Genomic DNA, 22,132 nt, shown 5'->3' on the forward strand with positions numbered 1-22,132 from the left:
AACCCGTTGAAAGAAAGCCTTTCAACGGGTTTTTATTTGCAATTTGTTAATGTAAAAAACTATACTTTTTGTGTCTTATTGTGTTTCTTATCTATTGGTCTTTTTTATAAATTCTCTCCTGTCCGTCCTGATAGATTCTTTTGATTCCTGTTATTGAATTATTCTCGGAAATTATTCTAATACGGAAACTATCTATTCCATCAACCAAAAATAAATCTTTTTCCAAAGGCGTTAGCAAAAGAGTAACCCTATTATCCCATTTATAATATAAATTATTTGTTTCGTATATCAATTCTGTTTTACCATATTTTCCTTGGTATGATTTTAAAATTGCAGGATCTACATTTACCGGTTTTTGTCTGTTTTTTACAACAGGAACAAACCAATCAATATCTTTTGATGAATCCTCATTTTTTAAGGCTAGTTTTTGCAAGGCTAATAAATGCGAAGTATTTACTGCCTCTTCGCTTTTGCAAAGAACATCTGGTACAACACCTTTTCCTTCGAAATCAAGATTTGTGATAGGATCTTTCACTTCTCCAAACGGAATATTTACAGAAAAACCTTGCGGTAATACTTTTCGATCAATAGGATGTGCTCCGCCTGCCGTTTTTTCGCCCACAATAATGACCCGTTTTAAATTTTGAAGCGAATAACTCATCCATTCGGCAGCCGAAAAAGTAGCTCCACTCGTTAAAATATAAATATCAATATCATCCAGACGTTTACCTGGGACAGATGGCAACAGCCACATTTCTCTGTCTATTTTTTTTCTGTTTTTCTCGTAATAATAATATTTATAAAGCGGTAGTTCTTTATCCGAATAAAAGTAACTACTAATAAATTGTCCCATTTCCATTGCTCCACCATTATTTTTGCGTAAATCTATAATTAGTGCATCTGTATTACTTAAAAATTGCATCATAGATGCGGCAGTTTCGCTTGCTATTGCAGGATCTTCAAAATAAGTAAATTCTAAATATCCAACATTTCCCTCCAGAATTCGAGCTTGTTGAAATCCAAAATTCTTCTTTTTAGCTTCTGCTAATTCCTCTGCTTTAATTTTCTTACGAGACTCATTATCAATATTTTTTAACTGACTATCCGACCATTGCGGATCATACATCACTCTAAAATGTAAATCTTTACTAACATCCAAGAGACCTGTGGTGAGTTTAAGAGCAAATTCATTTGGATTTAAAATGTTTTTATAGTTTCCTTTTTTATAATTTTCATTCAGTTTTTTCTTTATTTCGCCAATAGCGTTTGGTCTAATATAAAACTCATCGAGTTCCTTGATTAGCGAATCGATGATTTGTTTTTTGTTTAATTCCGTAAGATTGATTTCTTCTTTTTGAATCGATTCTTTTTGTGAATATCCACAAATCGAGAATAGTAACAATGCTAAAGTTATAATGTGTTTCATTTTTATGCAGTTTTACAATTAGAAATTATTTTATGAAGTAGTTTGTCAAGTAATTCTATTTCATCAATAGCCAGTCCATCAAGTGCTGTTTTGCGATTTAGCTTAAATATAGGCGTCAATAAACCAATAGTTTTTTGCCCTTTTTCGGTTATTACAAGCTTCGATTTTCTTTTATCAAGTTCATTTATTTCTCTTGACAGATAATCTTTTTTAACCATTAATTCAATTATTCTGGTGACCGAAGCATTATCCTTAAAGATTAGTTTCGCCATTTCTATTTGAGAAATTTTTGAGTTTTCGTTTAAGATAATTAATACTAAACATTGATCGACTGTAATATCACTTACAATCTTCTGTATGTTCTTTTGACAAACTTTCCTATATTCTTTAATTGCCTGCTCAATGGTGTAAAGTACTGTTCCAGTTGGGTTTTTATGCTTCATATTGAACTGTTTATATATTGAATTACTTGATATATCAAATATAATTATTTATTCTAATATTAGAATAATATTTGTAAAAAAGTAAAAAGAAAATAATTTTGAGGTTGGAACTAACTGTTTAAGAAGACATAAAAAAGCGCAAAAGTCAAAAAGACGTTTGCGCATTATTTTTGTGGTTTCTTGAGAGAATAGGTTAGGAGCCAGGTTCTACAAAAAATCTCCATAAGAAACTGGAAATAATTTTGTTGGAGCTACTTGAAGGCATATGTTAGTTATCTTTTTAGCCTATTTGTAAAGATTATTCAATAGTAAGACAATAAAATCATCCCTCAATCAAACAAACTTCTAAAGTAGTTTTTCCATCTTCATTCTTATAGGCTAGGTAACCGCCATGAGCCTCTATAATACTTTTGGATAATGTTAATCCTATTCCGGCGCCTTCTTGTCGAGTGGTGAAGAAGGGTAAGAATATTTTGTTTTCTATTTCCTTTTCTATGCCTTTCCCATTATCTGTAATTCTTATAAAAGTTCTGTTTTCTTTGGCTTCAGTCGAAATGAAAATTTGCTTATTGTGAATGTCTTCAAGCGCATAAATACAATTTGTTAGAAGATTTATCAGCACTTGTTCCATTTGTTGTGAATCAACATTTATCGAGCGATTAAAAGTGATTGTATTTATAACTTCTATTTGATTTTTTCTGAATAATGGATTCATGATTTTAAGAGTATTATCTATCAAATATTGCAAATCTATTCTCTCCTTTTTGGGAGATGGCAACATAGCTAGTTTTCGATAACCCTCTACAAATTTTTGCAAATGATCGCTTCGCCTCAACATCGTGGAAACACTATTTTTTATATCCTCCAGATCTTCGGCCGACATCGTATCTTGCTCTACCAAGTCTTGCAGGTTTTGACAAATGGAACGAATAGGAGTGATGGAGTTTAAAAGTTCATGAGAAATGACTTTCATCAAATTGCTCCAAGCTTCTTTCTCTTTTTTCTCTACTACATTTTGAATTGAGTCCAGCAAAACAATAAAGTAATCCAAATTACAAATTTCTGTTCTGGAAGTTTGCATCACAAATGTTTGTACGTTTTCATGATTTACACGAATCTCTAATGATGTTTTAATTTCTTGAAAATCTTGTCCCTCAATAACCTCACATAAAGAAGGTAAATGATTTTTTAAGTATTTCCATTTTGTGATTTTTGGAACATCAAAGTGTGTGGAAAAATAATCATTCATTAAAAAAATGTTCCAGTCATTACCTTCCTTTTGCAAAATGAAAATTCCAGTTTCAATATTATTTAATATAGAACGATAAATAATATCCTTTGAAACCTCCTCTTTTTGTTTGTTTTTTAGAGTATCATACAGATTAAATAAATCATCATAGTTTTTATTGAACTTTAGCTTAGAAAAGTCTGAAGTGAAATCATTTTGCAATATAGAACCTATAGTTTTATTATAGAGTAAAACGAAATTTCGAACATATAAATACATTTCTCGGATAAGAAAAAGAACAATGAACAAGCCAAATATAGCCGTGAAAATCAAATCCTTTTTAAAAGAGTAAATAGAAATTTCGATACCCAATAAAATAAGTATTAACCTCAGGAAAAGAAGGTTGTATATTTTTAATGATTTAAACATATCTCTTATGGGTTTATGTTATATTTCTCTAAACGTCGGTATAATGAGCCTCTTGATAATCCTAGTTCTTCGGCTGTTTTACTAATGTTATTATTGTTTTTAAGCAAAGCTTTTTCAACCGTAGCTTTTTCTACAGACGAAAGCTGAATATCATCCGGATTTTCGTCATAAGTTGTTATTTCGCTTAAATCTAAATCAGAAACTGTAATGCGATTGTTTTCACAAAGAATAACAGCGCGCTCGATTTTGTTTTCCATTTCACGGATATTCCCCTTCCAAGCATGCTTTTCGATTTGTTCGAATACTTTTTTGTCAAAAGTAATTTTATCTCTATCGTATTTTGTTATCATTTTTTCCAAAAGATATTCTGCCAGAGGAATTTTGTCCTCGTTACGTTCTCGCAATGGAGGCAAGACTATTTCCATGGTATTAATACGATAATATAAATCTTCTCTAAAAGTTTTATCCTCAACTTCTAGTTTAAGATTTAAGTTGGTTGCCGTGATGATACGCACATTAAGCGGTCTGGGTTTTGTTTCTCCTAATCGGGTTACGGTTTTAGTTTGTATAACCTGTAACAGTTTTGATTGTAAATGTAGCGGGACATTTCCTATTTCGTCCAAGAAAATAGTTCCGTTTTGAGCCATTTCAAAACGTCCTGGGGTATCAATTTTTGCATCGGTAAAAGCTCCTTTGGCATAGCCAAATAATTCACTTTCGAATATATTAGAATTCAGCGAGCCCAAATCAACTGCAATAAACGGGTTATTTTTCCTTTCGGATTGACCGTAAATATGATGTGCCAAAACAAATTTACCTGTTCCGTTTTCGCCCAATATTAAAACATTGGCATCAGTTTTAGCTACTTTATCTGCCAATGAATATGCTTTTTTTATAATGTCTGAATTACCTACAAAGAAATCATCGGCAGGTTGGTGGTCTTTAAACTTCTTTTGGTCTTTACGAGATTTATCTACTGCTTGTTTTACAGATTCTAATAATTTTTTATTTTCCCATGGTTTTAAGATATAATCAAAAGCTCCAGATTTTAATCCTTCTACAGCCGTTTCGACTTTACCAAAAGCCGTCATTAGGATAACTACTGTTTTTGGCGAAAGCGTTTTTATCTCTTTTAATAAATACAAACCTTCTTTTCCGTCCTCAAAACCTATTCGATAATTCATGTCGAGCAAAACTACATCGATGGCATTTTTTGCCAATAATTCGACGATATTTTTTGGATTATTGAGCGTGTAAATGTTCTCAAAATACTTTTTCAGGTACACTTTGGACGCAAAAAGGATGTCTTCCTGGTCGTCTATGATTAATATTGAGGCGTTTGTCTTTTTCATTTTTGTTCGGTTATGGACGAATAATGTCCAATAATGGACACTTTAAAATTTGGCTTTAAATAAAAATCTAAAAATAAGGCAGTTACAATGTTTAAAATTTTGGCATGAAAATCACATTAGGACTAACAAATCATTAAGTATGAGCATCATAATTGCAAGTAAAAGTAACAAAAAAAGGTATTTCTCAATTATATTGTTAATTATCTTAATTTCGAACCTGTTTCTTTTACCTCGGCAATAAAAAAAGTATGAAGAAATCAATAACCATTAAATAATCATCATGATAACCATTAACAAACTTTCTAAAATTTTTAGATCCGAGGAGTTAGAAACCAGTGCATTAAATGAAATTACATTAACTATTAATGAAGGTGATTTTGTATCTATTATGGGACCATCGGGAAGCGGAAAATCAACTTTATTAAATATCATAGGATTACTGGACAGTGCGTCAAGCGGAAGTTATCTATTACTAAATCAAGAGATGATCGGATTAAAAGAGAAATTTAAATCGAAAGCCAGAAAAGAAAATATTGGGTTTATATTTCAGAATTTTAATTTAATTGATGAATTATCGGTTTATGATAATATCGAATTACCGTTGATTTACAATAATGTTCCATCATCTGAAAGAAAGAAGAAAATAGAGAATATTGCAACTGTATTGGGGATTTCGCATCGATTAAAACATTATCCGCAACAACTTTCGGGAGGACAACAGCAACGTGTAGCCGTTGCGAGAGCTTTGATAAATGATCCTAAAATTATTCTTGCTGATGAACCTACAGGAAATCTGGATAGTAAAAACGGAAATGAGGTAATGGAATTACTTACCGATTTACATGCCAATGGCGCAACTATACTTATGGTAACACACTCGGATTATGATGCGTCTTTTTCTCAAAAAACGGTTTTAATGAAAGACGGAATTATACTTTCGGAAAAAATGAATAACAGAAATGTAGATGTATTAGTTTCTAATTCTAAAAAACTGGAATCATGCTAAAAAACTGGATCAACATATTTTTTTATCAGATAAAAAACAATAAGTTTTTTACGGCTTTAAATGTTTTAGGTTTGAGTATTGGAATTGCAGGATTAATTTTTGCCACTTTGTATTGGAATGAGGAGCATTCCTATGATCAATGGAATCCCGGGAAGGATAAAATTTACACTGTCCTTAATAATATTGGTGGCGGTAATGTTTGGGCTGTAAATTCGGCCGTTCCAGGTCCAATCTTAAAAGCAACTTCTTCGAATTTACAGGATTATTGCTACTTTACAACTAATTACAATAAAGAAACCATAGAATATAATGGAAAAATAGAATTAGTAAATAAGATTTTCTCAGCACAAAGTAGTTTCTTTTCTTTTTTTCCTTTTGAATTTATTCAGGGTAATAGAAAAAGTGCTCTTCATGATCGTAATAGTATGGCTATTTCTGAAGAGCTTGCTTCTCGCTTGTTTAAGAATGAAAATCCAATGGGAAAGCAGGTTAAGTATGCTGGTAATTTCTTCATTGTTCGCGGCGTATATAGTTTATCACAAAAATCATCTGTGATGCCCGCTGCAGTTACAACTATAATCGAAGAAGAGCTGGAAAAAAAGAAGGATAGCTGGGGATTAAATTTCGGATTAATGCTAAAGCTAAAAAAGCAAAGTGATACAACTGCTATACTCAAAGATTTAAATAATATTTATGTTGAAAATAACTTTAAAAAACAGGCTAAGGAAGAAGGAATAACCTATGAAGCATTTTTAAAACTGTATGGTGAGCCAGTAAAAGCCAAATTACTTCCGCTTCCTAGTGTGAGACTTCATTTAGGAAATTACCCATTTCCGGAAGGAACAGCAAATCTTCATTTTCTAAAAATTTTAATGGGGTTATCAATACTTATTTTACTGTTATCTATTGTAAATTATATTAATCTAGCTACCGCAAACGCTGTAAAACGCGCTAAAGAAGTTGGAGTAAGAAAAATAGTAGGCGCTACAAAACCGCAAATTATTACTCAATTTGTATTTGAAACGACTTTAATTACGCTTTTTTCACTTTTATTGGCACTTGTAATTGTAGAACTTTCATTGCCTTTTTATAATTCACTTTTGGCAAAAAATCTGGTTCTTAAAGGTGCTCAATTTTATGTACAATTAATCTTTATTTTTATAATTGTCATTTTAGTTGCTGGAGTTTTACCTGCTATATATGTTTCTAATTTTGAGCCTTTGAAGGTTTTAAAAGGGAATTTCTCTCGTAGCAAAAGCGGAATTTGGCTTAGAAATGGTATGCTGATTTTTCAATTTGCTATAGCGACATTTTTCATAATTGGTTCATTCATTGTATATCAGCAGGTAAATTATATGGCCAATAAAGACTTAGGTTTTAAAGGTGCTCAGGTAATGGATATTACCTTTAAACCTAAAAAAGGGAAAAATCAATTAGAAAGATACAAAACAATAAAACAAGAGCTTTTAAAAATAAAAGGCGTTCAGGCTGTTTCGGCGGGAGTATTTTCTATAGGAAACGATGTTAATTCGTGGTCTGGAATGCATTATAAAGATAATAAAGAGGTTATTGCACAGCAAATGGCAATTGATTTTGGAATGCTGGATGTTTTAGGTGTACGAATAATTAAGGGAAGGGATTTAACAAATAAAATTGCGTCGGATAGTATTAGTAACGTTTTACTGAATGAAGCTGCTGCAAAAACATTACTGGAAAAAGACCCTATCAATAAAGAAATTATTTGGGAAAATAGAAAATTAAAGGTAGTTGGAGTTGTTAATGACTTCAATTATTTTGGACTTCAAAATCGTATTGCACCAATGATTTTCATGCATATCACAGCATTTGACTGGATACAAAAAGATTTACTTAATATTTCGGTTAAAATTGCACCTCAGGATATGCCTAAAACGATTGGCGCCATAGATAAATTCTGGAAGGCTAAAGTAGATGCTGAATATCCTTTTGAATTCAATTTTGTAGATAGAAGCTTTGCTCGAACTTATAAAGAGTATCAAAATCAAAGTCAATTATTTTCGCTCTTAAACGTGATTGTTATTCTTATTGCTGTGTTTGGATTATTTGCCTTGGCTTCTTTCTCTATGGAACGTAGATTACGCGAAATTGCGATTAGAAAAACACTAGGAGCAGAGACTAATGTTTTGCTCAAGGAATTATCCAAGCAATATGTAATCTTTTGTATAATAGGATTCATAATAGGGATTATTCCCGCGTATCTCTTATTGCAACAATGGCTCGATTTCTTTGCTTTTAGAATAAATATTCAGGTATTCCCATTTATAATCGCTTTTGTCTCTTTATTGTTTTTAACGCTTACAATTGTTTTGGCAAAAGCATATCAGGTTACCAAAATCGATATTTTGAAGTATTTGAAATATGAATAAAGGTTCTGAGTTGCAAAGGTTCTAAGGTTTTTTAAGAAATAATGGGACAAAGATGTAGGAGAGACTAAGTTTGAGTAGATAATCTATAGAATAGCGTATATACTCAATTAATCTTATCGCAATCTTGTCACTCTCGCGGAGTCGAAGAGCAATACTGATTTTCGATTAAGTTTATCCTTTGCGAACTCTTATTAAGCATAATTTAATACGCAGATGACACGGATTCGTCAAAGATGAAAACTCGGATAAGAACGGATTTTTTCTTATTGTAATTTTAAAAAATCTATTTTTATCTGTGTCTTTATGAAGTAAGTCCATATCATCTGCGTTTCATCTTTATAATACTTATGCGTTTAAGGCATCATCGCTTTTGAGACTTCAATAAATGAATCTGTGTAATGATGTCCTCCGTCCAGATATATAATTCTTGCACTCTCCTTTGAGATATGTTCGATAGGAAGGTCATCTTCGTCTTTCCCAAAGAAACAGATTGGATGTATATCTGTGATTTTATTAATTTCATTTGGTACTGAAAGTCCTGCTGGAGCATCGCCTATATTAAAGAGTTCCGAAACATGAACCTCAAAGTCGGTATCTTTTGACGGTGATAATAAACCTACTCCAGATATGTTCTTTTTAAACTTTTCGGGTAGTCTATTGTATACAAACGGCATAACATCTGCACCGAAGGAATATCCCATAAGTATAACTTTTTCCTTTTTCCACTCTTCCAGATAAGTTTCTATTATTCTGGCTACATCTACTGTAGTTTGTTCTGGGCTTTTTTTCTGCCAAAAATATTTAAGTGCATCAAGACCTATTACAGGTGCGCCTTTTGAAGCAAATGAAGTTGCCATTTGTTGGTCAAAATCTGTCCAACCACCATCACCAGAGATAAAAACAACCATATAAGGACTTATTTTACCTGCTGCAGAATTTGTGACATGGAGTGGGAGGTTAAGATTTTTTGCTACTCCTTCGGGAATAGATTCATCTTTTTTTTCCAATATACTGTTATATGCCAGCATAAATTGTGGCAACCAGTTTTTTTCTACACCATAACCGTGTCCAACTTTGGCAAGCGATATTACTTTGGCATTAGGCACATCTTTAAGAAAAGCTACTGTTGCCTGGTAATTACATACTTGATCTGTTTGTCCTTGCAACGATATAAAGGGTGTCGCTAGATTTTGAGCTGGACCTAAATCATATCCTTTTCCATTGGCTAACTTGGTATTAATAAATTTTCCTGATCCCAGACACAAAGGTTTGTCTATTTGTATGTCGGGACAAAAACCCATTGCTATCCCTGCACGAAAAGTGTTTTGAGGTGCTTGGGCAACCAATCCATAAACTAAAGTTGCACCTGAGGAATATCCCAAAAGTACCGGTATAGTATAAGTTTGGTAGCCTAATTTTTTTTGCACAAACTGACTCATACGTTCAAAGTCGGCAGCAGGGTAGAGGCAAGCCGATTTGCTTTTTTTCATGTATTTAAATACCTGACGAATATCTACACCAATAATCAAAGTGTTTTCGTTTTTTAGATGAAGTGCAATTCCTTCAATTCCTTTATTCCAACCTCCATCTCCCGAAATACAAATAACCACATCGGTAACTGTTTTAACAGGTTTATAAAGCGTAAGGTAACCAAACCCATTACAAGCAAGTGTATCTTTTTGTATCATAGGAGTTGCCGCAGATACAGCATGAGATAACATTGAAAATACTACTGCAATTAAGATTTTATCAATTCTGATAGACTTTATTTTTTGTAACATAATATATTTAAGTTTAACCGTTTACAGATCTGTTTATAAAATAGATACAGATTTAAAGTTACTATAATTATATGATTTATTGTTAACCCATTTCATATATTTATTTTAGATTTTAAAACTTTGCGAACCCACAATAAATCTTTATGAACTTCGCGGTTAATTTTTTTGCCACAGATTTAAAGGATTAAATATGTTTGTAAAAAAATTAGCCACGAATTACCACTAATTTTTATTTAACTAAAAAACTACTAAAACCTTTGCATCCTTTGCGTAAATCTTTGCGGACATTGCGGTTAATTTTTTGCCACAGATTTAAAAGATTAAAAGGATTTAATATGTTTTAAAAAAAAGTTAGCCACGAATTACCACTAATTTTTATTTAACTAAAAAACTACTAAAACCTTTGCATCCTTTGCGTAAATCTTTGCGGACATTGCGGTTAATTTTTTGCCACAGATTAAAAGATTAAAAAAACTTTGTGTTCAATTTTTTATACTCTAAGTGAACCACGGAATCCTCTAACGGCATAGTAAGAATCGGCACCATTATGATACACGAATACAGTACCGTAGCGATAATCGCAAAAGATAGCGCCGCCAAGTTTTCGGATATCTACGGGTGTTTTAATCCAGCTTGAAGATTTTGCATCAAAGTTTCCAAGTTGTTGCAAAGCTTTATATTCTTCCTCTGTTAGAATACTAATCCCCATTATAGCAGCCATATTTATAGCACTATTTTTTGGTTTATGTTCTTTTCTTGCTTCTAGTGCTTCATGATCATAACAAATACTTCTGCGCCCTTTGGGAGTTTCGGCCGAGCAATCATAAAAAATGTATTCATCTGTATTCTTGTCATGACCAATAACGTCTGGTTCGCCTCCAGTTTCTTCCATTTCATTAAGCGACCATAATTTTTCGGTATTTGCTTCGAGTTTTGTTTGTATTTTGAGCCATTCAAAATCTTCATGACGCTTTTTATTTTTCTCAAAACGGGTTTTTAATGTGTTAAGTAGTTCTTCAGATTGTTTTGGTGATAATTCTTTTTTCATGATTTCTTAGTTTAATTTATTTGCGATTTCTTGTAATCGGTTATGCGCCATATTTAAACCTTGAGCAAAAGGCAATTTCAGCATTTGATCCCGATGGGCAACAGATTTATATATGCTATGTATTGTAAGTTTGCTTGTATTATCTGTCAGTTTTTCAAATTCCAAAAACTCTAGTTGAACGCTAAAAGGGGCGTTTTCCATTTCAAATGTTCTTATAATTTTCTGATTTTGGATGAACTCATGAATTGCACCATTGGCTTTAAATACAATGTTTCCCTTGGCATCGCTTGTTTCGAATTGCCAACTTCCATGCTTTTTATTTTCGAGTTTCAGTACTTTAGTTCCCATCCATTGTTCTACAATTTTAGGCTCAGTATATGCTTTAAAGAGTAATTCTAATGGTAAATCAAATTCCCTTGTAATCGTTAAGTCCTGCTTACTGTTCTCGGCATTAATTTTTGTTTTTTGTTCCATAGTTAGATAATGTCTTTATAATTTTTCATTATTGTTTCTAATTTATTGAATCGGTCATCCCACATTTGACGGAATGGCTCAATAAAATCGGCTACATCTTTCATCTTTTTAGCATTAATGTGATAGTAAATTTCTCTACCATTTTGAACCTGTTCCAATAATTCACATTCTGTTAATATTTTTATGTGTTTTGAAATAGTTTGTCTCGATGAGTCAAAATTTTCAGCTATTGCACCAGGAGTCATTGCCTGTATTGCTACTAAACTAAGTATTGCCCTTCGGGTAGGGTCGGCTATTGCCTGAAATACATCTCTACGAATATCCATATATGCTGTTATTTAACTGCTAATATAACGCAGTTATTTGACTGCGCAAAATATTTTAGCAAAAATTTAAACCTTAACTAACTAGTTTTTAATAGTATTCCGTTTTCAGTCTCAGTTTGAGTGAAATTCTTGTGATTTTTCCTAATCCTAATGTGTTCTTTTTAATTGATTAAAAAAACGATATGTAAATTATTAAAGAGAATAAACTCATGACATTATCCTGTTTTTTAGACAATGTTCATAACTAGCCCAGATAGGAGCGGTATCCTTTTTATCTCGTTTTTTTAGAGATAAAAAGATATAGCGGATAGCTGGAAAAAGCTCCAAATTCGGCTAAAATGTATTCTTAATTTAGGTTTATTTCTCTCAATAAAAATATACCTTTGTGATATATTGATTATCTACAAAAACATAATTTTATGGATTATGACAAATTTATTTTCTGCCTCGAAGCTGTTCGAGATGTAGAAACTGAGACAACTACCGAAGTTGTTAAAAACCTAGAACAACTGGCTTTTGATCAAGGTATTACCAGCATTCATAAAACTTGTGATACTATCGAGGGACTGGAAGATAGTTTGAATGCTTTGCTTTATGATGATCATAACTTTAAGGATTACGAAATAATATACTTGGTGATGCCAGGGGAGGCAAATAATGTATGCCTAAATGAATATTATTACAGTCTGGAAGAAATTGCCGAGATCTTTGAAGGCAAAATGAAAGGTAAAATTTTACATTTTGCCAATGCAAAAATATTGGATTTAAGCCAGGAAGAAGCACAATACTTTCTTGATATTACTGGAGCACGTGCCATTTCGGGCTATGGTGCTGCATTTAATAAAATAACAAGTAGCAGTACACTTGACAAAGCTTTCTTTAGTTTGTGTCAGGATGAGGATGATGTAATCGAAATCGTTGAAGAATTACACCAGAAACACTATGACCTTTGCAAGCACCTCGATTTTAGATTGTATTATTGATTTTAAAGAATTTAGGAATCCTAATGCAATATCGGATGCTCTGGCAAAAAATAAACACCAACATAAAGAGAATAAAAGCAAGAAATGTTTTTAGGAATAATAAAAAGGGAAGTAGGAATAGAAGATTATATTTTAAATGCAACTTAACCTTACTTAAATTAAGTTGCATTTTTTTACTTACAAGTTGCATTAATGTGACACCGATTTTAAGCCGATGATAGAGCCTACTAATGTTGCAATAAAGAACAATCTCCAAAAGTTTGTTGGGTCTTTAAATACAAAGATTCCCACTAAAACTGTTCCTACAGCTCCAATTCCTGTCCATACCGCATATGCTGTTCCGATTGGCAGTGTTTGTGTACTTTTAATAAGTAACAACATACTTATAATAAGCGAAGCCAAAAAACCTCCGTACCATAAATAAACATCATTTCCTGTTGCTATTTTTGCTTTTCCTAAACACGAAGCAAACGCTACCTCAAATAATCCCGCAATAACCAAAAGAATCCAATTCATATTTTTATACTTTAATATGGCAAAGATCCTTAAGGGAAGTCATTAAAAATTTAACAAATGATAAAAAATAATACTATTTTATTTCGGCTCGTATTCGGCTTAAACTTACTTGGGTAATACCGAGATAGGAGGCAATATAACCTAATTGTACTCTTTTTATTAAATCGGAATTATTGGTTATTAGTTCATTATATCTTTCGGACGCTGTTTTAAATTGTCTCGAAATTAGCCTTTCTTCTGTTTTTATGAGTTCTTTTTCGGCAAATTTCCTTCCCCAGTTGGCAATATGAATATCTTGTTCAAACAATCTTTGTAGATTTTCTGTTTTTAATTCATAGAGTTCGCAATCTTCCAGAAGTTCTATATCTTCATAGCCTTTTTGCTTTTCGACATAGCTTTTCATAGAAATGATTGTTTCTCCTTCTTTTACAAAACAAAAAGTGACATCAATATCCTTTTGAATCACGTAAGCTCTTACAATTCCTTTTTTTATAAAATAGATATTTGTCTCTATTTTGCCTGCTTTCAATAAAATATGCCCCTTTGGATAATTTACCTGAGTAATATTATCTTCTAAGGCTTTCTTAGAGCTCTCTGGTAATTCGAATATCCGATCAAGAATAATATTGATGTTCATTTATGGGATTATTAATTTGGAATTTTCCAATTGCTTTAAAACTCAATTACTAATAGGATATGGATAACGATTTTATTCTGCAAATTTCCATTTAAATTGTTTCTCTAAATTCTCTTGTTCTTCTTTGGTTAGCCTCATTATTGCAATTGACTGTCCAAATCCATATCCATCATCTCCTAAGCAATCAACTATTCGGATATTTTTTTCTTTTATTTTTTCTTTACAAATCCTAAAAACAATTTCATCCAGCCAATCATCACGAAATTCGGGCTTGAAATTTATTTTCTTCTTATCAAGTTCAAATTCAACTTCGATTGACCCTGTTTCGCTATTCCAGGTTTCTTTTATATTCTTTGGATTAAAAACATAATCTGTTAATTTCGAATGCAAGTTTATAACTTCTTCATAAACTTTGTTTTCTTTACATACACCAGCTTCTAAATCAATAAATATCACTTTAGTATCATCAAGACAAGCTAAATCAAATTCATCTAATTCCATTCCTGGATCGTGTTCTTTTTCGAATAATTTTGAATATTCAATTTTTCTAATAGAATGCAATTTCTTAAATATCTCTGTATTACTTAGCTTTTCATAATTTTTAAAAAAGCCGCTTTTTCGTAAAATAGTAGTATTTTCAATGACTTTATTTTTCATTAAAACGGCTTTATCTTTCGATAAATTTTTCTTTGGTTCTTTATTACATGAAATTAGTAACAAACAGATTATGAGTAAATATTTCATTTGACAAAATTTTTAAACTTCTGATGAACTTATTCTTTAGTTGAGAAACTAAATAAAATTTATAATAGAGATTTCTCCAAATTAATTCTGCAATACAGGAATAATATGCTCCCAGTTAAATTGTTTCGCATAATCTAGTGCAGTTTTACCTTGATTTGTTTTCATGTTGGTATCTACTCCAGATGCCAATAAAACTTCTACAGATGTCAAATTTCCTGCAATAGTTTCTCTGTGCAATAATGAATATCCTTCTTCATCCTGATGAGTGATTTCGTTCTGATTTTGCTCAATAAAATCAATCAATTTCTCTTTCATGTTTTTACTCATAGGATGCTCTATAAGATTCTCTGGCTTTTCATTTTGCTCATTTACTAATAAAACTTCATTGTAATCACCAAAATCTAATCCCCAAGCTTTATCATGTTCTTTTCTTTCCTGATTTGACATTTCTGAGCGTATTGCCTGAATCGTAAATCCGCCATAAGTTTTGGGCTGAGGAGAAGAAAATAATTTCGAAAGCCCCTTTGGTGCGCTTCCATGAATTGCAAATAACCAATCACTTATCTGACTTAAAGGAACTGCTACAGCATCCCCATTTTCGATATTTGTTAACTCATCGGGGGCATTTATCAAAATACCTCTTACCAATTCTCCATCAAAATCAATGTCGTTAATCCACATATGTTCTACTATAGGATTCTCACTTCCATCTCTGTTTTCTGAGAATGCAACTTTTGCACATGCCACGCTTAATCCAGGAACAATTCTTCGGTATTCCCAAGATAATTCTCTCCAAAAATATTTAAAAGTTTCTTGTGCATTTTTAAAAGCTTCAATCATTTTTGGACTATTTCCATCAGCAAAAAATATTTCTTTATTCGTCATTTATCAAATTATTTTTAGTTTGTTTTATATTTCGGGGACAATTTTTGTACTGCTAATTTAGTTTAATTGTCCATTCTATATTTACTTATTTCTAAAAAAAAAATCACAATATGACATAAAAATAAATACCTATTGATTGTAGTTGTTCCTAATATGATGTTGCAAATACCCCAATTACTGATCGACACATTGACCACAATAACAACATAGAGTCTAATAATTAGATAGTTAATACCTATATAGACTTAGAAAGTTACACTTACTTTGGCTAGATTATATCCATATGCACGGGATGCATTAAAATTATAGGTGTATCTTTTATTTTCTAAATTTTTGCAGCTTTTTTTAATCTTACTATTAGCAATATTTTTTCCAATAATATACCCCATAACCAAAGCAACCGGATAATCGGATACCCAATGTACTCCTCCTTGAACCATTTCGAATCCTAAAACGGTTATTAGGCTGTAGCCAACAGGTTTAATCCATTTTACCTCTGGATAATTACCCATAATTACATATAATGCTGCTGTTGCAGTCATTAAATGCCCGGATGGAAAAGCATCATAATTTGGCGTATTGGAAGCAAAAGCTTTAAAACTAGGAAAAGGATTCCATGCTCCACCGGGATTTCCATCTGCGATAGCAGGAGCAGGGCTCTGTCTTCCTGTAACTCGTTTTATCGTTTGACTAAATACGCCCGATATTGCAAGACTCTCTATTAATCCCGAAGCTGTGTTTAATGATCGATAATCATCTTTTATCAATCCATAACTTGCAAAACCTAAACTTAGCAATAATGGAGTCGTACCATTTCCTAATAAATAGATTCCCGAAGTAATGTTTGGAGGAATATTACTTAAAGGTCCGAAATTTTTATATCTCGCCGTTTCCTGTAATCCTATTTTCTCTCCAATTTCACGTGATTGATCCAGTAAATATTGATCTGCAGGTAATAAGGCAACTGTAGTAACTGCAGAAACTCCTAGAGCAATAAGATTTTCTTTATTACCAATGTCTTTTATTGTTCCCGTAAAGTCTTTAGGCAGTTTGGTAATAAAATCAAAAAGATGAGGCTTTTTATAAGTATAAAATTCACCGTTCGGGAGTTGGTAAACTTGATATTTTAATCCATCGATTAAACTATCCTTAACTTGTGATTGCACGCTTTGCGATAATATAAATATAAAAATATAAAAGTAGATTGATTTTCTCATGTACAAAGGTAAAGCGCTTATATATAGTGGTAACCCAACAAAACACGTTGGATAACAATTAAATATTTACGCTTGAATTTTATTAAAAAAGCGATAAGTGAGACTGAATAAATAAGACCTAATCATTTTACTTGGGATTGATACATTAAAGTTTATAGTTTCCTAAAATAGAGGATATACAGACTTTAATGTATCTAAACTAAATAGGCACACAGTGAATCTATACTGGAACTAAATAGCCAATATAAGACATTGCACAACTAAATTTGAGATTATTTCTTTTTGAATAAATAACTTTCTAATGAAGTTATTTAGCTTGAGCAATTTGTCTTCTGGTCTTGTAGGCTTTTAGGTATTCTCCTTTGGGAGTTCCATCATCAAAAGAGCCAAATTTAGTTATAAATCTTGTACCTAGACGCGCTTGTTCGTTAGTGAAATTTTCATATTCTATTCGATACAATGCCGAGTACATTTCGGCTCTGCCTATACCGTGATAGCAATGAATAAGAACAGGATAATTATCCTTATTATCCATTATTTTAAAAAATATATCTAAGTTTTTTTTAACTGGAACCTGATCCGATCCATCGTTAAAATAATTAACTCCTTTTATTTTTGCAATTGCTTCTTTTTCGGCAGTTAGTTCAGCTGGAATTTCCGGATTATTATCTAAATCCAAAGTTCCTGGAAAACGTAAATCAATTACTGATTTAATATGATATTTGTTGATATAATCTGCCAATTGATCTGGCGGAATAACTCCCGACTTATACACTTTTCCCTCGGATATTGTTTTAAAATTATGATTGATATTCATATCATAAACATATTTTGCAACACCGATAAGTATAATTGCAATAATAGCAAAACCAAATATTTTTTTCTTATTTTTCATTTATTCTAATTTTATGAATTTTGTTATTTCTTATAATAAAGTTTCTGATCAACGACTCTGTTGTAATAATCTTCTATAAATGCCTTACAGTTCAATTCTATTTCCTTCATTTCGGCATTTTTATGAGCAATTAAATTATTTTTCAGGTCTTTATCATTTTTATCATAAAAACCAAGGGCATTTTTACCATCAAACGTGCAGATATAATTTCCTTTTGAAAATTGATAAATAGTCCCGGTTGAGTTAATAACAAATGGTTGGGATGATTTTTTATCAAGTAAACTTCTGCCCCAACTTCTAAAAGGTTTTGGGTATCCTATCATATCCAATATTGTAGGATAAATATCTATTTGTTGAGCAAAGTCATCATCAACACCTACGTATTGGCTATTAGGCTTGTAAATGATAATAGGAACGGCAAAATGATTTATAGCTTTTTGATATTCATCATAATAAATCTGATTACAATGATCGGCAACCAACACAAAGATTGTATTGGAAAACCACGGTTTCTTTTTGGCTTCGTCAAAGAATCTTTTTAAAGCATAATCGGTATATTCTGCACACTTATGAATAGGAACTCCACCTTCGTGAAATCTATTTTTATATTTTTCGGGAATAATATAAGGTTCGTGTGAAGAAACTGTAAATACACTGGCAAAAAATGGTGTTTTCTTTTTATCCAACGTTTTTTCCATAAATTGTAAAAATGGCTCATCCCATATCCCCCAATAACCATCAAATTGCGAGTCGTCATTAAACTCTGTTCTTCCATAATAATTGTCGATTCCTAAGATATTGGCAAATCCTAAAAAACCCATGGAACCATTTGCAGCTCCATGAAAAAAGGAGGTATTATATCCTTCGCTTTTTAATGTAGAAACTAATGACTCAATCTTTTGTTTTGGGTATGGCGATGATGTAAAGGCATCCTTAAAAGAAGGAATTCCTGCCAAAACAGATGACATGCCGTGAATAGATTGTCGTCCATTTGCGTAAGCATTTGTAAAAATCATACTATGCTGAGACAAAGAGTCCAAAAAAGGAGCATGGCTTTTATAATTTGGGATTTTGGAATCTTTATTGAATGCTCCAATATATTCGCGACCATAACTTTCGAGTATAAAAACAACAACATTAGGCTTTGTCTGTGGGTTGTTTTTATATTGTTTTATCGGCTGTACTTTTTCCAGAATTATCTGTTCATTTACATCTATGTAATTTGTCTTCTTGAAGCTATTGGTAAACAAGGTTCTAAGAATTGCAAATGGTGTATTTAGTACAATATCCGAATGTACAATATTGGTTACATGGCGACTAGCATCTAATATATTAATTGGTCGGGTAGATTTTTTAAAATCACCTCCTCTAATTCCTCCAATTGTAAACAAAACAACCAGTAGAAAGCTAATCGTTGAAAATCCAAAATAGTAAAGTTTATTTGTCGGTATATTAACCTTAACTGTCACTCTTTTATACAAGAATATCCAAAATGCCGAGAAAATAAGGAATAGAATAAGTATATACCAATAATCTACAAGAAAGCTAAAGAGCAATACTTTCTTATTCGTTTCATGTTGCAAGACATTTAAAACCACAATAGTCGTTCTTGCAAAAGTATATTTGTAGTAAATAAAATCAATAAAATTGGTTGCATACGCAATTAGATTTGTAGTAAAATAGAGGTAGAAAAGAAATTTTTGATACCCTGGATTTGTATTTCTATATAAAGGAATAACTGATAATACTATAAACAGTAAGTTAACATATAAAATCGCTGTAGTATCAAATGCTAATCCATAATAACAAAGAGAAAAGAACTCGGAAATAGAGTCTACTTTTAATATATTTTTATTAAAAAGATAGAATAAAATTCTGGCGAAGAAATAAAAAAGATAAGCTAATGAAAGTCTATAAAATAAGACTAGGAATTCATTTAAACGAATGTGTTTAGGCATTTTTATTATTTTTTAATTGCAATTTTTGATTAATCAAACATGGTTGTAAATAAATGAATATAAGTTTACTCCAACTTGTAATCAATGTGATATTTGAATAAACAAACTGTTTGTTTAATGTTATATCAGGCTGAAATTTTCCTGATATAATGCTTTAAATCACTTACTGTGTAATCAAATTGTTAAGTTTATCAACTAAATAAAAACACAAAAATCCTCCCAAGTAGAATATTGGAGGATTATTGAAGGATCTATTCTTTGATTTGATTTCTGCTTTAGCAAATGATCTTACGTCAGACACAATTGCTCTTTCTAAGAATGTTTTTTCCATCTTTAAAAAATAAAACTTGAATTATTAATTTTATTCGATAAAGGTGATATTCAATTCTATTTTAATTCTATGCGAAGTTGCCGAATTAACTTATTTTACTTTTAATGTAAAACGATGTTCATTATTAATGAATTTATATTTTAGTTTTAACCCGCTTACTTCGGCTATTTCATATGCAATTGCCAAGCCTAATCCTGTAGATAAATGCGAAGTCGACATTTTTTGGAAACGCTCTGCAAGTAATAATATATCAAGAGGTTCTTCCTGACCGGTATTCTGGATAGAAAGGGAATTATGTTTTATAGAAATAACAATTTTTCCTTTATTAATATTATGACGAATTGCATTTTGAAATAAATTATTAATCAGAACCAGACATAAATCGGTATTCATATTGATTAAAAAATCACTCTGAATATTTTTTTCAACACTAATTTTATTTTCTTTAATATGTTCCTCAAACAATACCAGTGACTGGTTTACCATTTTTTCGGCAGATACAATTTCTGTAGTTTTAAATTGTCTGTTTTCTATTTTGGTAAGTAATAACAATGATTTGTTTAAGCGAATCAATTTTGAGCAAGCATCATCTATAGCAATAATTAGCTCGATATCATTGGGTTGTAAACTTTCGGATTGAATAAGAAGATCGACCTTTGATTTTATTACTGCCAATGGCGTCTGGATTTCATGTGATGCATTTTCTGTAAATTTCTTCTGGCTGTTATAATCCATAATCATCTTATTCATCATTTCTTTAAGCGAATGATTTAGTTCTTTGAATTCATTTACACATGTTTTTTCAAATTCGGGAACCTCATTATCACTTGCCCGAAAAATTTTCAAATGATGTATTGCATTATAAAACGGTCTCCATAAGGTTCTTGAAACCCAAAAATTAATAAGCATTGAGATTATAACTTGCAAGACTAGAATAGCCGTGAGGAGAAAAAATATACCTTCAAAAAGTTCTTCAAATTCTAGTGTACTACGCCAAATCTTGATTTGATAATTGGTACCATTAACTTTTACATTGGAGGTAATCATTTGGTTTATGGCAAGCTCTTTTTCTATCTTGTCATAAATTAAAGTATCCGAAAATATGGTTTGATTCTCTTTTTTTAAGTCCAGATTATTAATTTTATTTATCTGGGCTTCTTTACTTTTTGTAATAAAACGAAGTGAAATACTGTCATTATTCTTTAAGTACTCCTCAATCATTATTTTACGGTCTAATAACATATCTTCATTACTTTCTTTTAGTTCTCCAGTAATAAAATAATAGCTAACAACTCCGGATATGATTAAAATCGGAATACTAAGAATCAAGAAATATAAATTAGTCTTTACAAGTAATTTCATTCATGTATTTTAAAGTTATACCCAATCCCGTATATGGTTTGGAGGTAATCGTCACATTTTTTTTCCAAAAGTTTTTTTCTCAAATTCTTTACATGATTATAAATAAAATCAAAATTGTCTAAGCGATCTGCATTATCTCCCCAAAGATGTTCGGCCAATGCATTCTTACTTACTACTCGATTCTTATTGGCTATAAAGTAAAGTAATAAGTCGTATTCTTTGGAAGTCAAAGTTACACTTTTGTTATTGACAAAGACACTTCTTTGGGCTGGCAGAATTCTAATTTCATTTATGATAATTTCCATATTACCATCAAAGCTTTTTCGTCTAATCAAAGCTTTTATTCTCGAATTAAGTTCGGATAAATGAAAAGGTTTTGGCAAATAATCATCTGCACCAAGATCTAGTCCATAAATTTTATCATCAAGAGAATTTTTGGCAGAAATAATGATAACACCAGCTTTGGATTTTTTTAATTTTATTTCTCTTATTAAATCAAGTCCTGAGCCTTTGGGCAAAGTAATATCTACCAGAATACAATCATAATCATAGAGCGCAATTTTTTGTTCGGCTTTATCATAATCCGAAGCAACTTCTACAACATTGCCTTCCATCTCAAAATATTGCTTGATACTTTTTTGCAATTCTGGTTCATCCTCAATTAATAATATCTTCATAGTATAGGT

Annotated in this window: 20 protein-coding genes; 3 read left to right on the plus strand and 17 right to left on the minus strand. The window is 31.4% G+C overall.

All coding sequences use genetic code 11. The features are described 5' to 3' along the window. Positions 1-91: 91 nt before the first annotated feature. The 4 genes from OIU83_RS13615 to OIU83_RS13630 all read right to left on the minus strand — a co-directional run bounded on the left by OIU83_RS13615 (position 92) and on the right by OIU83_RS13630 (position 4,878). Positions 92-1,426 carry a S41 family peptidase gene (locus tag OIU83_RS13615; RefSeq protein WP_264206812.1) on the minus strand — a complete coding sequence of 445 codons (1,335 nt, stop codon included), beginning with the start codon at positions 1,424-1,426 and terminating at the stop codon, positions 92-94. A 2-nt stretch (positions 1,427-1,428) separates the two neighbouring features. Beyond that, positions 1,429-1,869, minus strand: a complete 441-nt coding sequence (locus tag OIU83_RS13620) for a MarR family winged helix-turn-helix transcriptional regulator (protein WP_264206813.1) — start codon at positions 1,867-1,869, stop codon at positions 1,429-1,431. Positions 1,870-2,191: 322 nt separating this feature from the next. Then, on the minus strand, positions 2,192-3,526 hold the full coding sequence (locus OIU83_RS13625; protein WP_264206814.1) for a sensor histidine kinase: 1,335 nt from the start codon (positions 3,524-3,526) through the stop codon (positions 2,192-2,194). A 5-nt stretch (positions 3,527-3,531) separates the two neighbouring features. Beyond that, positions 3,532-4,878 (minus strand): sigma-54-dependent transcriptional regulator, encoded by a 1,347-nt coding sequence (locus OIU83_RS13630; protein WP_264206815.1) that lies wholly within the window; start codon positions 4,876-4,878, stop codon positions 3,532-3,534. Positions 4,879-5,158: 280 nt separating this feature from the next. Between OIU83_RS13630 and OIU83_RS13635 the strand changes: the two genes are divergently transcribed. Both OIU83_RS13635 and OIU83_RS13640 read left to right on the plus strand, forming a co-directional pair. Further along, a complete protein-coding gene (locus OIU83_RS13635; RefSeq protein ID WP_264206816.1) occupies positions 5,159-5,884 on the plus strand; it encodes an ABC transporter ATP-binding protein in 726 nt (241 codons plus the stop codon). Next, positions 5,878-8,289 (plus strand): ABC transporter permease, encoded by a 2,412-nt coding sequence (locus OIU83_RS13640; protein ID WP_264206817.1) that lies wholly within the window; start codon positions 5,878-5,880, stop codon positions 8,287-8,289. The genes OIU83_RS13635 and OIU83_RS13640 overlap by 7 nt, the downstream gene beginning before the upstream one ends. Positions 8,290-8,642: 353 nt before the next feature. Here the strand turns inward: OIU83_RS13640 and OIU83_RS13645 are convergent, their stop codons facing one another. The 4 genes from OIU83_RS13645 to OIU83_RS13660 all read right to left on the minus strand — a co-directional run bounded on the left by OIU83_RS13645 (position 8,643) and on the right by OIU83_RS13660 (position 11,918). Continuing rightward, complete coding sequence (locus OIU83_RS13645; RefSeq protein ID WP_264206818.1) at positions 8,643-10,070, minus strand: alpha/beta fold hydrolase; 1,428 nt, start codon at positions 10,068-10,070, stop codon at positions 8,643-8,645. Positions 10,071-10,560: 490 nt separating this feature from the next. Next, on the minus strand, positions 10,561-11,118 hold the full coding sequence (locus OIU83_RS13650; RefSeq protein ID WP_264206819.1) for a DUF4256 domain-containing protein: 558 nt from the start codon (positions 11,116-11,118) through the stop codon (positions 10,561-10,563). Positions 11,119-11,124: 6 nt separating this feature from the next. Next, entirely contained in the window at positions 11,125-11,592 is a 468-nt protein-coding gene (locus tag OIU83_RS13655) for an SRPBCC family protein (RefSeq protein ID WP_264206820.1), read from the minus strand. A 2-nt stretch (positions 11,593-11,594) separates the two neighbouring features. Continuing rightward, entirely contained in the window at positions 11,595-11,918 is a 324-nt protein-coding gene (locus OIU83_RS13660) for an ArsR/SmtB family transcription factor (RefSeq protein WP_264206821.1), read from the minus strand. Between the two features lie 419 nt (positions 11,919-12,337). On the opposite strand from OIU83_RS13660, the gene OIU83_RS13665 reads away from it, so the two are divergent. Beyond that, a complete protein-coding gene (locus OIU83_RS13665) occupies positions 12,338-12,901 on the plus strand; it encodes a DUF6642 family protein (RefSeq protein WP_264206822.1) in 564 nt (187 codons plus the stop codon). Positions 12,902-13,090: 189 nt separating this feature from the next. On the opposite strand, the gene OIU83_RS13670 is transcribed toward OIU83_RS13665, so the two are convergent. The 9 genes from OIU83_RS13670 to OIU83_RS13710 all read right to left on the minus strand — a co-directional run bounded on the left by OIU83_RS13670 (position 13,091) and on the right by OIU83_RS13710 (position 22,123). Continuing rightward, positions 13,091-13,417, minus strand: a complete 327-nt coding sequence (locus OIU83_RS13670) for a DMT family transporter (protein WP_264206823.1) — start codon at positions 13,415-13,417, stop codon at positions 13,091-13,093. 73 nt (positions 13,418-13,490) lie between these two features. After that, positions 13,491-14,054 (minus strand): Crp/Fnr family transcriptional regulator, encoded by a 564-nt coding sequence (locus OIU83_RS13675; protein ID WP_264206824.1) that lies wholly within the window; start codon positions 14,052-14,054, stop codon positions 13,491-13,493. 72 nt (positions 14,055-14,126) lie between these two features. Next, on the minus strand, positions 14,127-14,798 hold the full coding sequence (locus OIU83_RS13680; protein ID WP_264206825.1) for a hypothetical protein: 672 nt from the start codon (positions 14,796-14,798) through the stop codon (positions 14,127-14,129). Positions 14,799-14,879: 81 nt separating this feature from the next. Beyond that, positions 14,880-15,683 carry a DUF2314 domain-containing protein gene (locus OIU83_RS13685; RefSeq protein ID WP_264206826.1) on the minus strand — a complete coding sequence of 268 codons (804 nt, stop codon included), beginning with the start codon at positions 15,681-15,683 and terminating at the stop codon, positions 14,880-14,882. 245 nt (positions 15,684-15,928) lie between these two features. Further along, positions 15,929-16,900, minus strand: coding sequence for a phosphatase PAP2 family protein (locus OIU83_RS13690; protein WP_264206827.1), 972 nt, complete (start codon positions 16,898-16,900; stop codon positions 15,929-15,931). 307 nt (positions 16,901-17,207) lie between these two features. Beyond that, the gene (locus OIU83_RS13695; protein WP_264206828.1) at positions 17,208-17,795 is read right to left on the minus strand and encodes a dual specificity protein phosphatase family protein; all 588 of its coding nucleotides are present in this window, start codon (positions 17,793-17,795) and stop codon (positions 17,208-17,210) included. Positions 17,796-17,818: 23 nt separating this feature from the next. Further along, positions 17,819-19,753, minus strand: a complete 1,935-nt coding sequence (locus OIU83_RS13700; RefSeq protein ID WP_264206829.1) for an LTA synthase family protein — start codon at positions 19,751-19,753, stop codon at positions 17,819-17,821. Positions 19,754-20,174: 421 nt separating this feature from the next. Then, positions 20,175-21,446 carry a sensor histidine kinase gene (locus OIU83_RS13705; protein WP_264206830.1) on the minus strand — a complete coding sequence of 424 codons (1,272 nt, stop codon included), beginning with the start codon at positions 21,444-21,446 and terminating at the stop codon, positions 20,175-20,177. After that, positions 21,443-22,123 carry a response regulator transcription factor gene (locus tag OIU83_RS13710; RefSeq protein ID WP_264206831.1) on the minus strand — a complete coding sequence of 227 codons (681 nt, stop codon included), beginning with the start codon at positions 22,121-22,123 and terminating at the stop codon, positions 21,443-21,445. The genes OIU83_RS13705 and OIU83_RS13710 overlap by 4 nt, the downstream gene beginning before the upstream one ends. Positions 22,124-22,132 lie beyond the last annotated feature (9 nt).

This window comes from Flavobacterium shii (assembly GCF_025847235.1).
Classification (GTDB): Bacteria; Bacteroidota; Bacteroidia; order Flavobacteriales; family Flavobacteriaceae; genus Flavobacterium; species Flavobacterium shii.

Excerpts from the sequence above, each read along its gene's own strand:
- OIU83_RS13685 (WP_264206826.1), bottom strand. The coding sequence starts at position 15,683 with ATGACGAATAAAGAAATATTTTTTGCTGATGGAAATAGTCCAAAAATG.
- OIU83_RS13635 (WP_264206816.1), top strand. The coding sequence starts at position 5,159 with ATGATAACCATTAACAAACTTTCTAAAATTTTTAGATCCGAGGAGTTA.
- OIU83_RS13625 (WP_264206814.1), bottom strand. The coding sequence starts at position 3,526 with ATGTTTAAATCATTAAAAATATACAACCTTCTTTTCCTGAGGTTAATA.
- OIU83_RS13680 (WP_264206825.1), bottom strand. The coding sequence starts at position 14,798 with ATGAAATATTTACTCATAATCTGTTTGTTACTAATTTCATGTAATAAA.
- OIU83_RS13655 (WP_264206820.1), bottom strand. The coding sequence starts at position 11,592 with ATGGAACAAAAAACAAAAATTAATGCCGAGAACAGTAAGCAGGACTTA.
- OIU83_RS13670 (WP_264206823.1), bottom strand. The coding sequence starts at position 13,417 with ATGAATTGGATTCTTTTGGTTATTGCGGGATTATTTGAGGTAGCGTTT.
- OIU83_RS13645 (WP_264206818.1), bottom strand. The coding sequence starts at position 10,070 with ATGTTACAAAAAATAAAGTCTATCAGAATTGATAAAATCTTAATTGCA.
- OIU83_RS13695 (WP_264206828.1), bottom strand. The coding sequence starts at position 17,795 with ATGAAAAATAAGAAAAAAATATTTGGTTTTGCTATTATTGCAATTATA.
- OIU83_RS13705 (WP_264206830.1), bottom strand. The coding sequence starts at position 21,446 with ATGAAATTACTTGTAAAGACTAATTTATATTTCTTGATTCTTAGTATT.
- OIU83_RS13690 (WP_264206827.1), bottom strand. The coding sequence starts at position 16,900 with ATGAGAAAATCAATCTACTTTTATATTTTTATATTTATATTATCGCAA.
- OIU83_RS13630 (WP_264206815.1), bottom strand. The coding sequence starts at position 4,878 with ATGAAAAAGACAAACGCCTCAATATTAATCATAGACGACCAGGAAGAC.
- OIU83_RS13615 (WP_264206812.1), bottom strand. The coding sequence starts at position 1,426 with ATGAAACACATTATAACTTTAGCATTGTTACTATTCTCGATTTGTGGA.
- OIU83_RS13650 (WP_264206819.1), bottom strand. The coding sequence starts at position 11,118 with ATGAAAAAAGAATTATCACCAAAACAATCTGAAGAACTACTTAACACA.
- OIU83_RS13675 (WP_264206824.1), bottom strand. The coding sequence starts at position 14,054 with ATGAACATCAATATTATTCTTGATCGGATATTCGAATTACCAGAGAGC.
- OIU83_RS13710 (WP_264206831.1), bottom strand. The coding sequence starts at position 22,123 with ATGAAGATATTATTAATTGAGGATGAACCAGAATTGCAAAAAAGTATC.
- OIU83_RS13700 (WP_264206829.1), bottom strand. The coding sequence starts at position 19,753 with ATGCCTAAACACATTCGTTTAAATGAATTCCTAGTCTTATTTTATAGA.
- OIU83_RS13660 (WP_264206821.1), bottom strand. The coding sequence starts at position 11,918 with ATGGATATTCGTAGAGATGTATTTCAGGCAATAGCCGACCCTACCCGA.
- OIU83_RS13620 (WP_264206813.1), bottom strand. The coding sequence starts at position 1,869 with ATGAAGCATAAAAACCCAACTGGAACAGTACTTTACACCATTGAGCAG.
- OIU83_RS13640 (WP_264206817.1), top strand. The coding sequence starts at position 5,878 with ATGCTAAAAAACTGGATCAACATATTTTTTTATCAGATAAAAAACAAT.
- OIU83_RS13665 (WP_264206822.1), top strand. The coding sequence starts at position 12,338 with ATGGATTATGACAAATTTATTTTCTGCCTCGAAGCTGTTCGAGATGTA.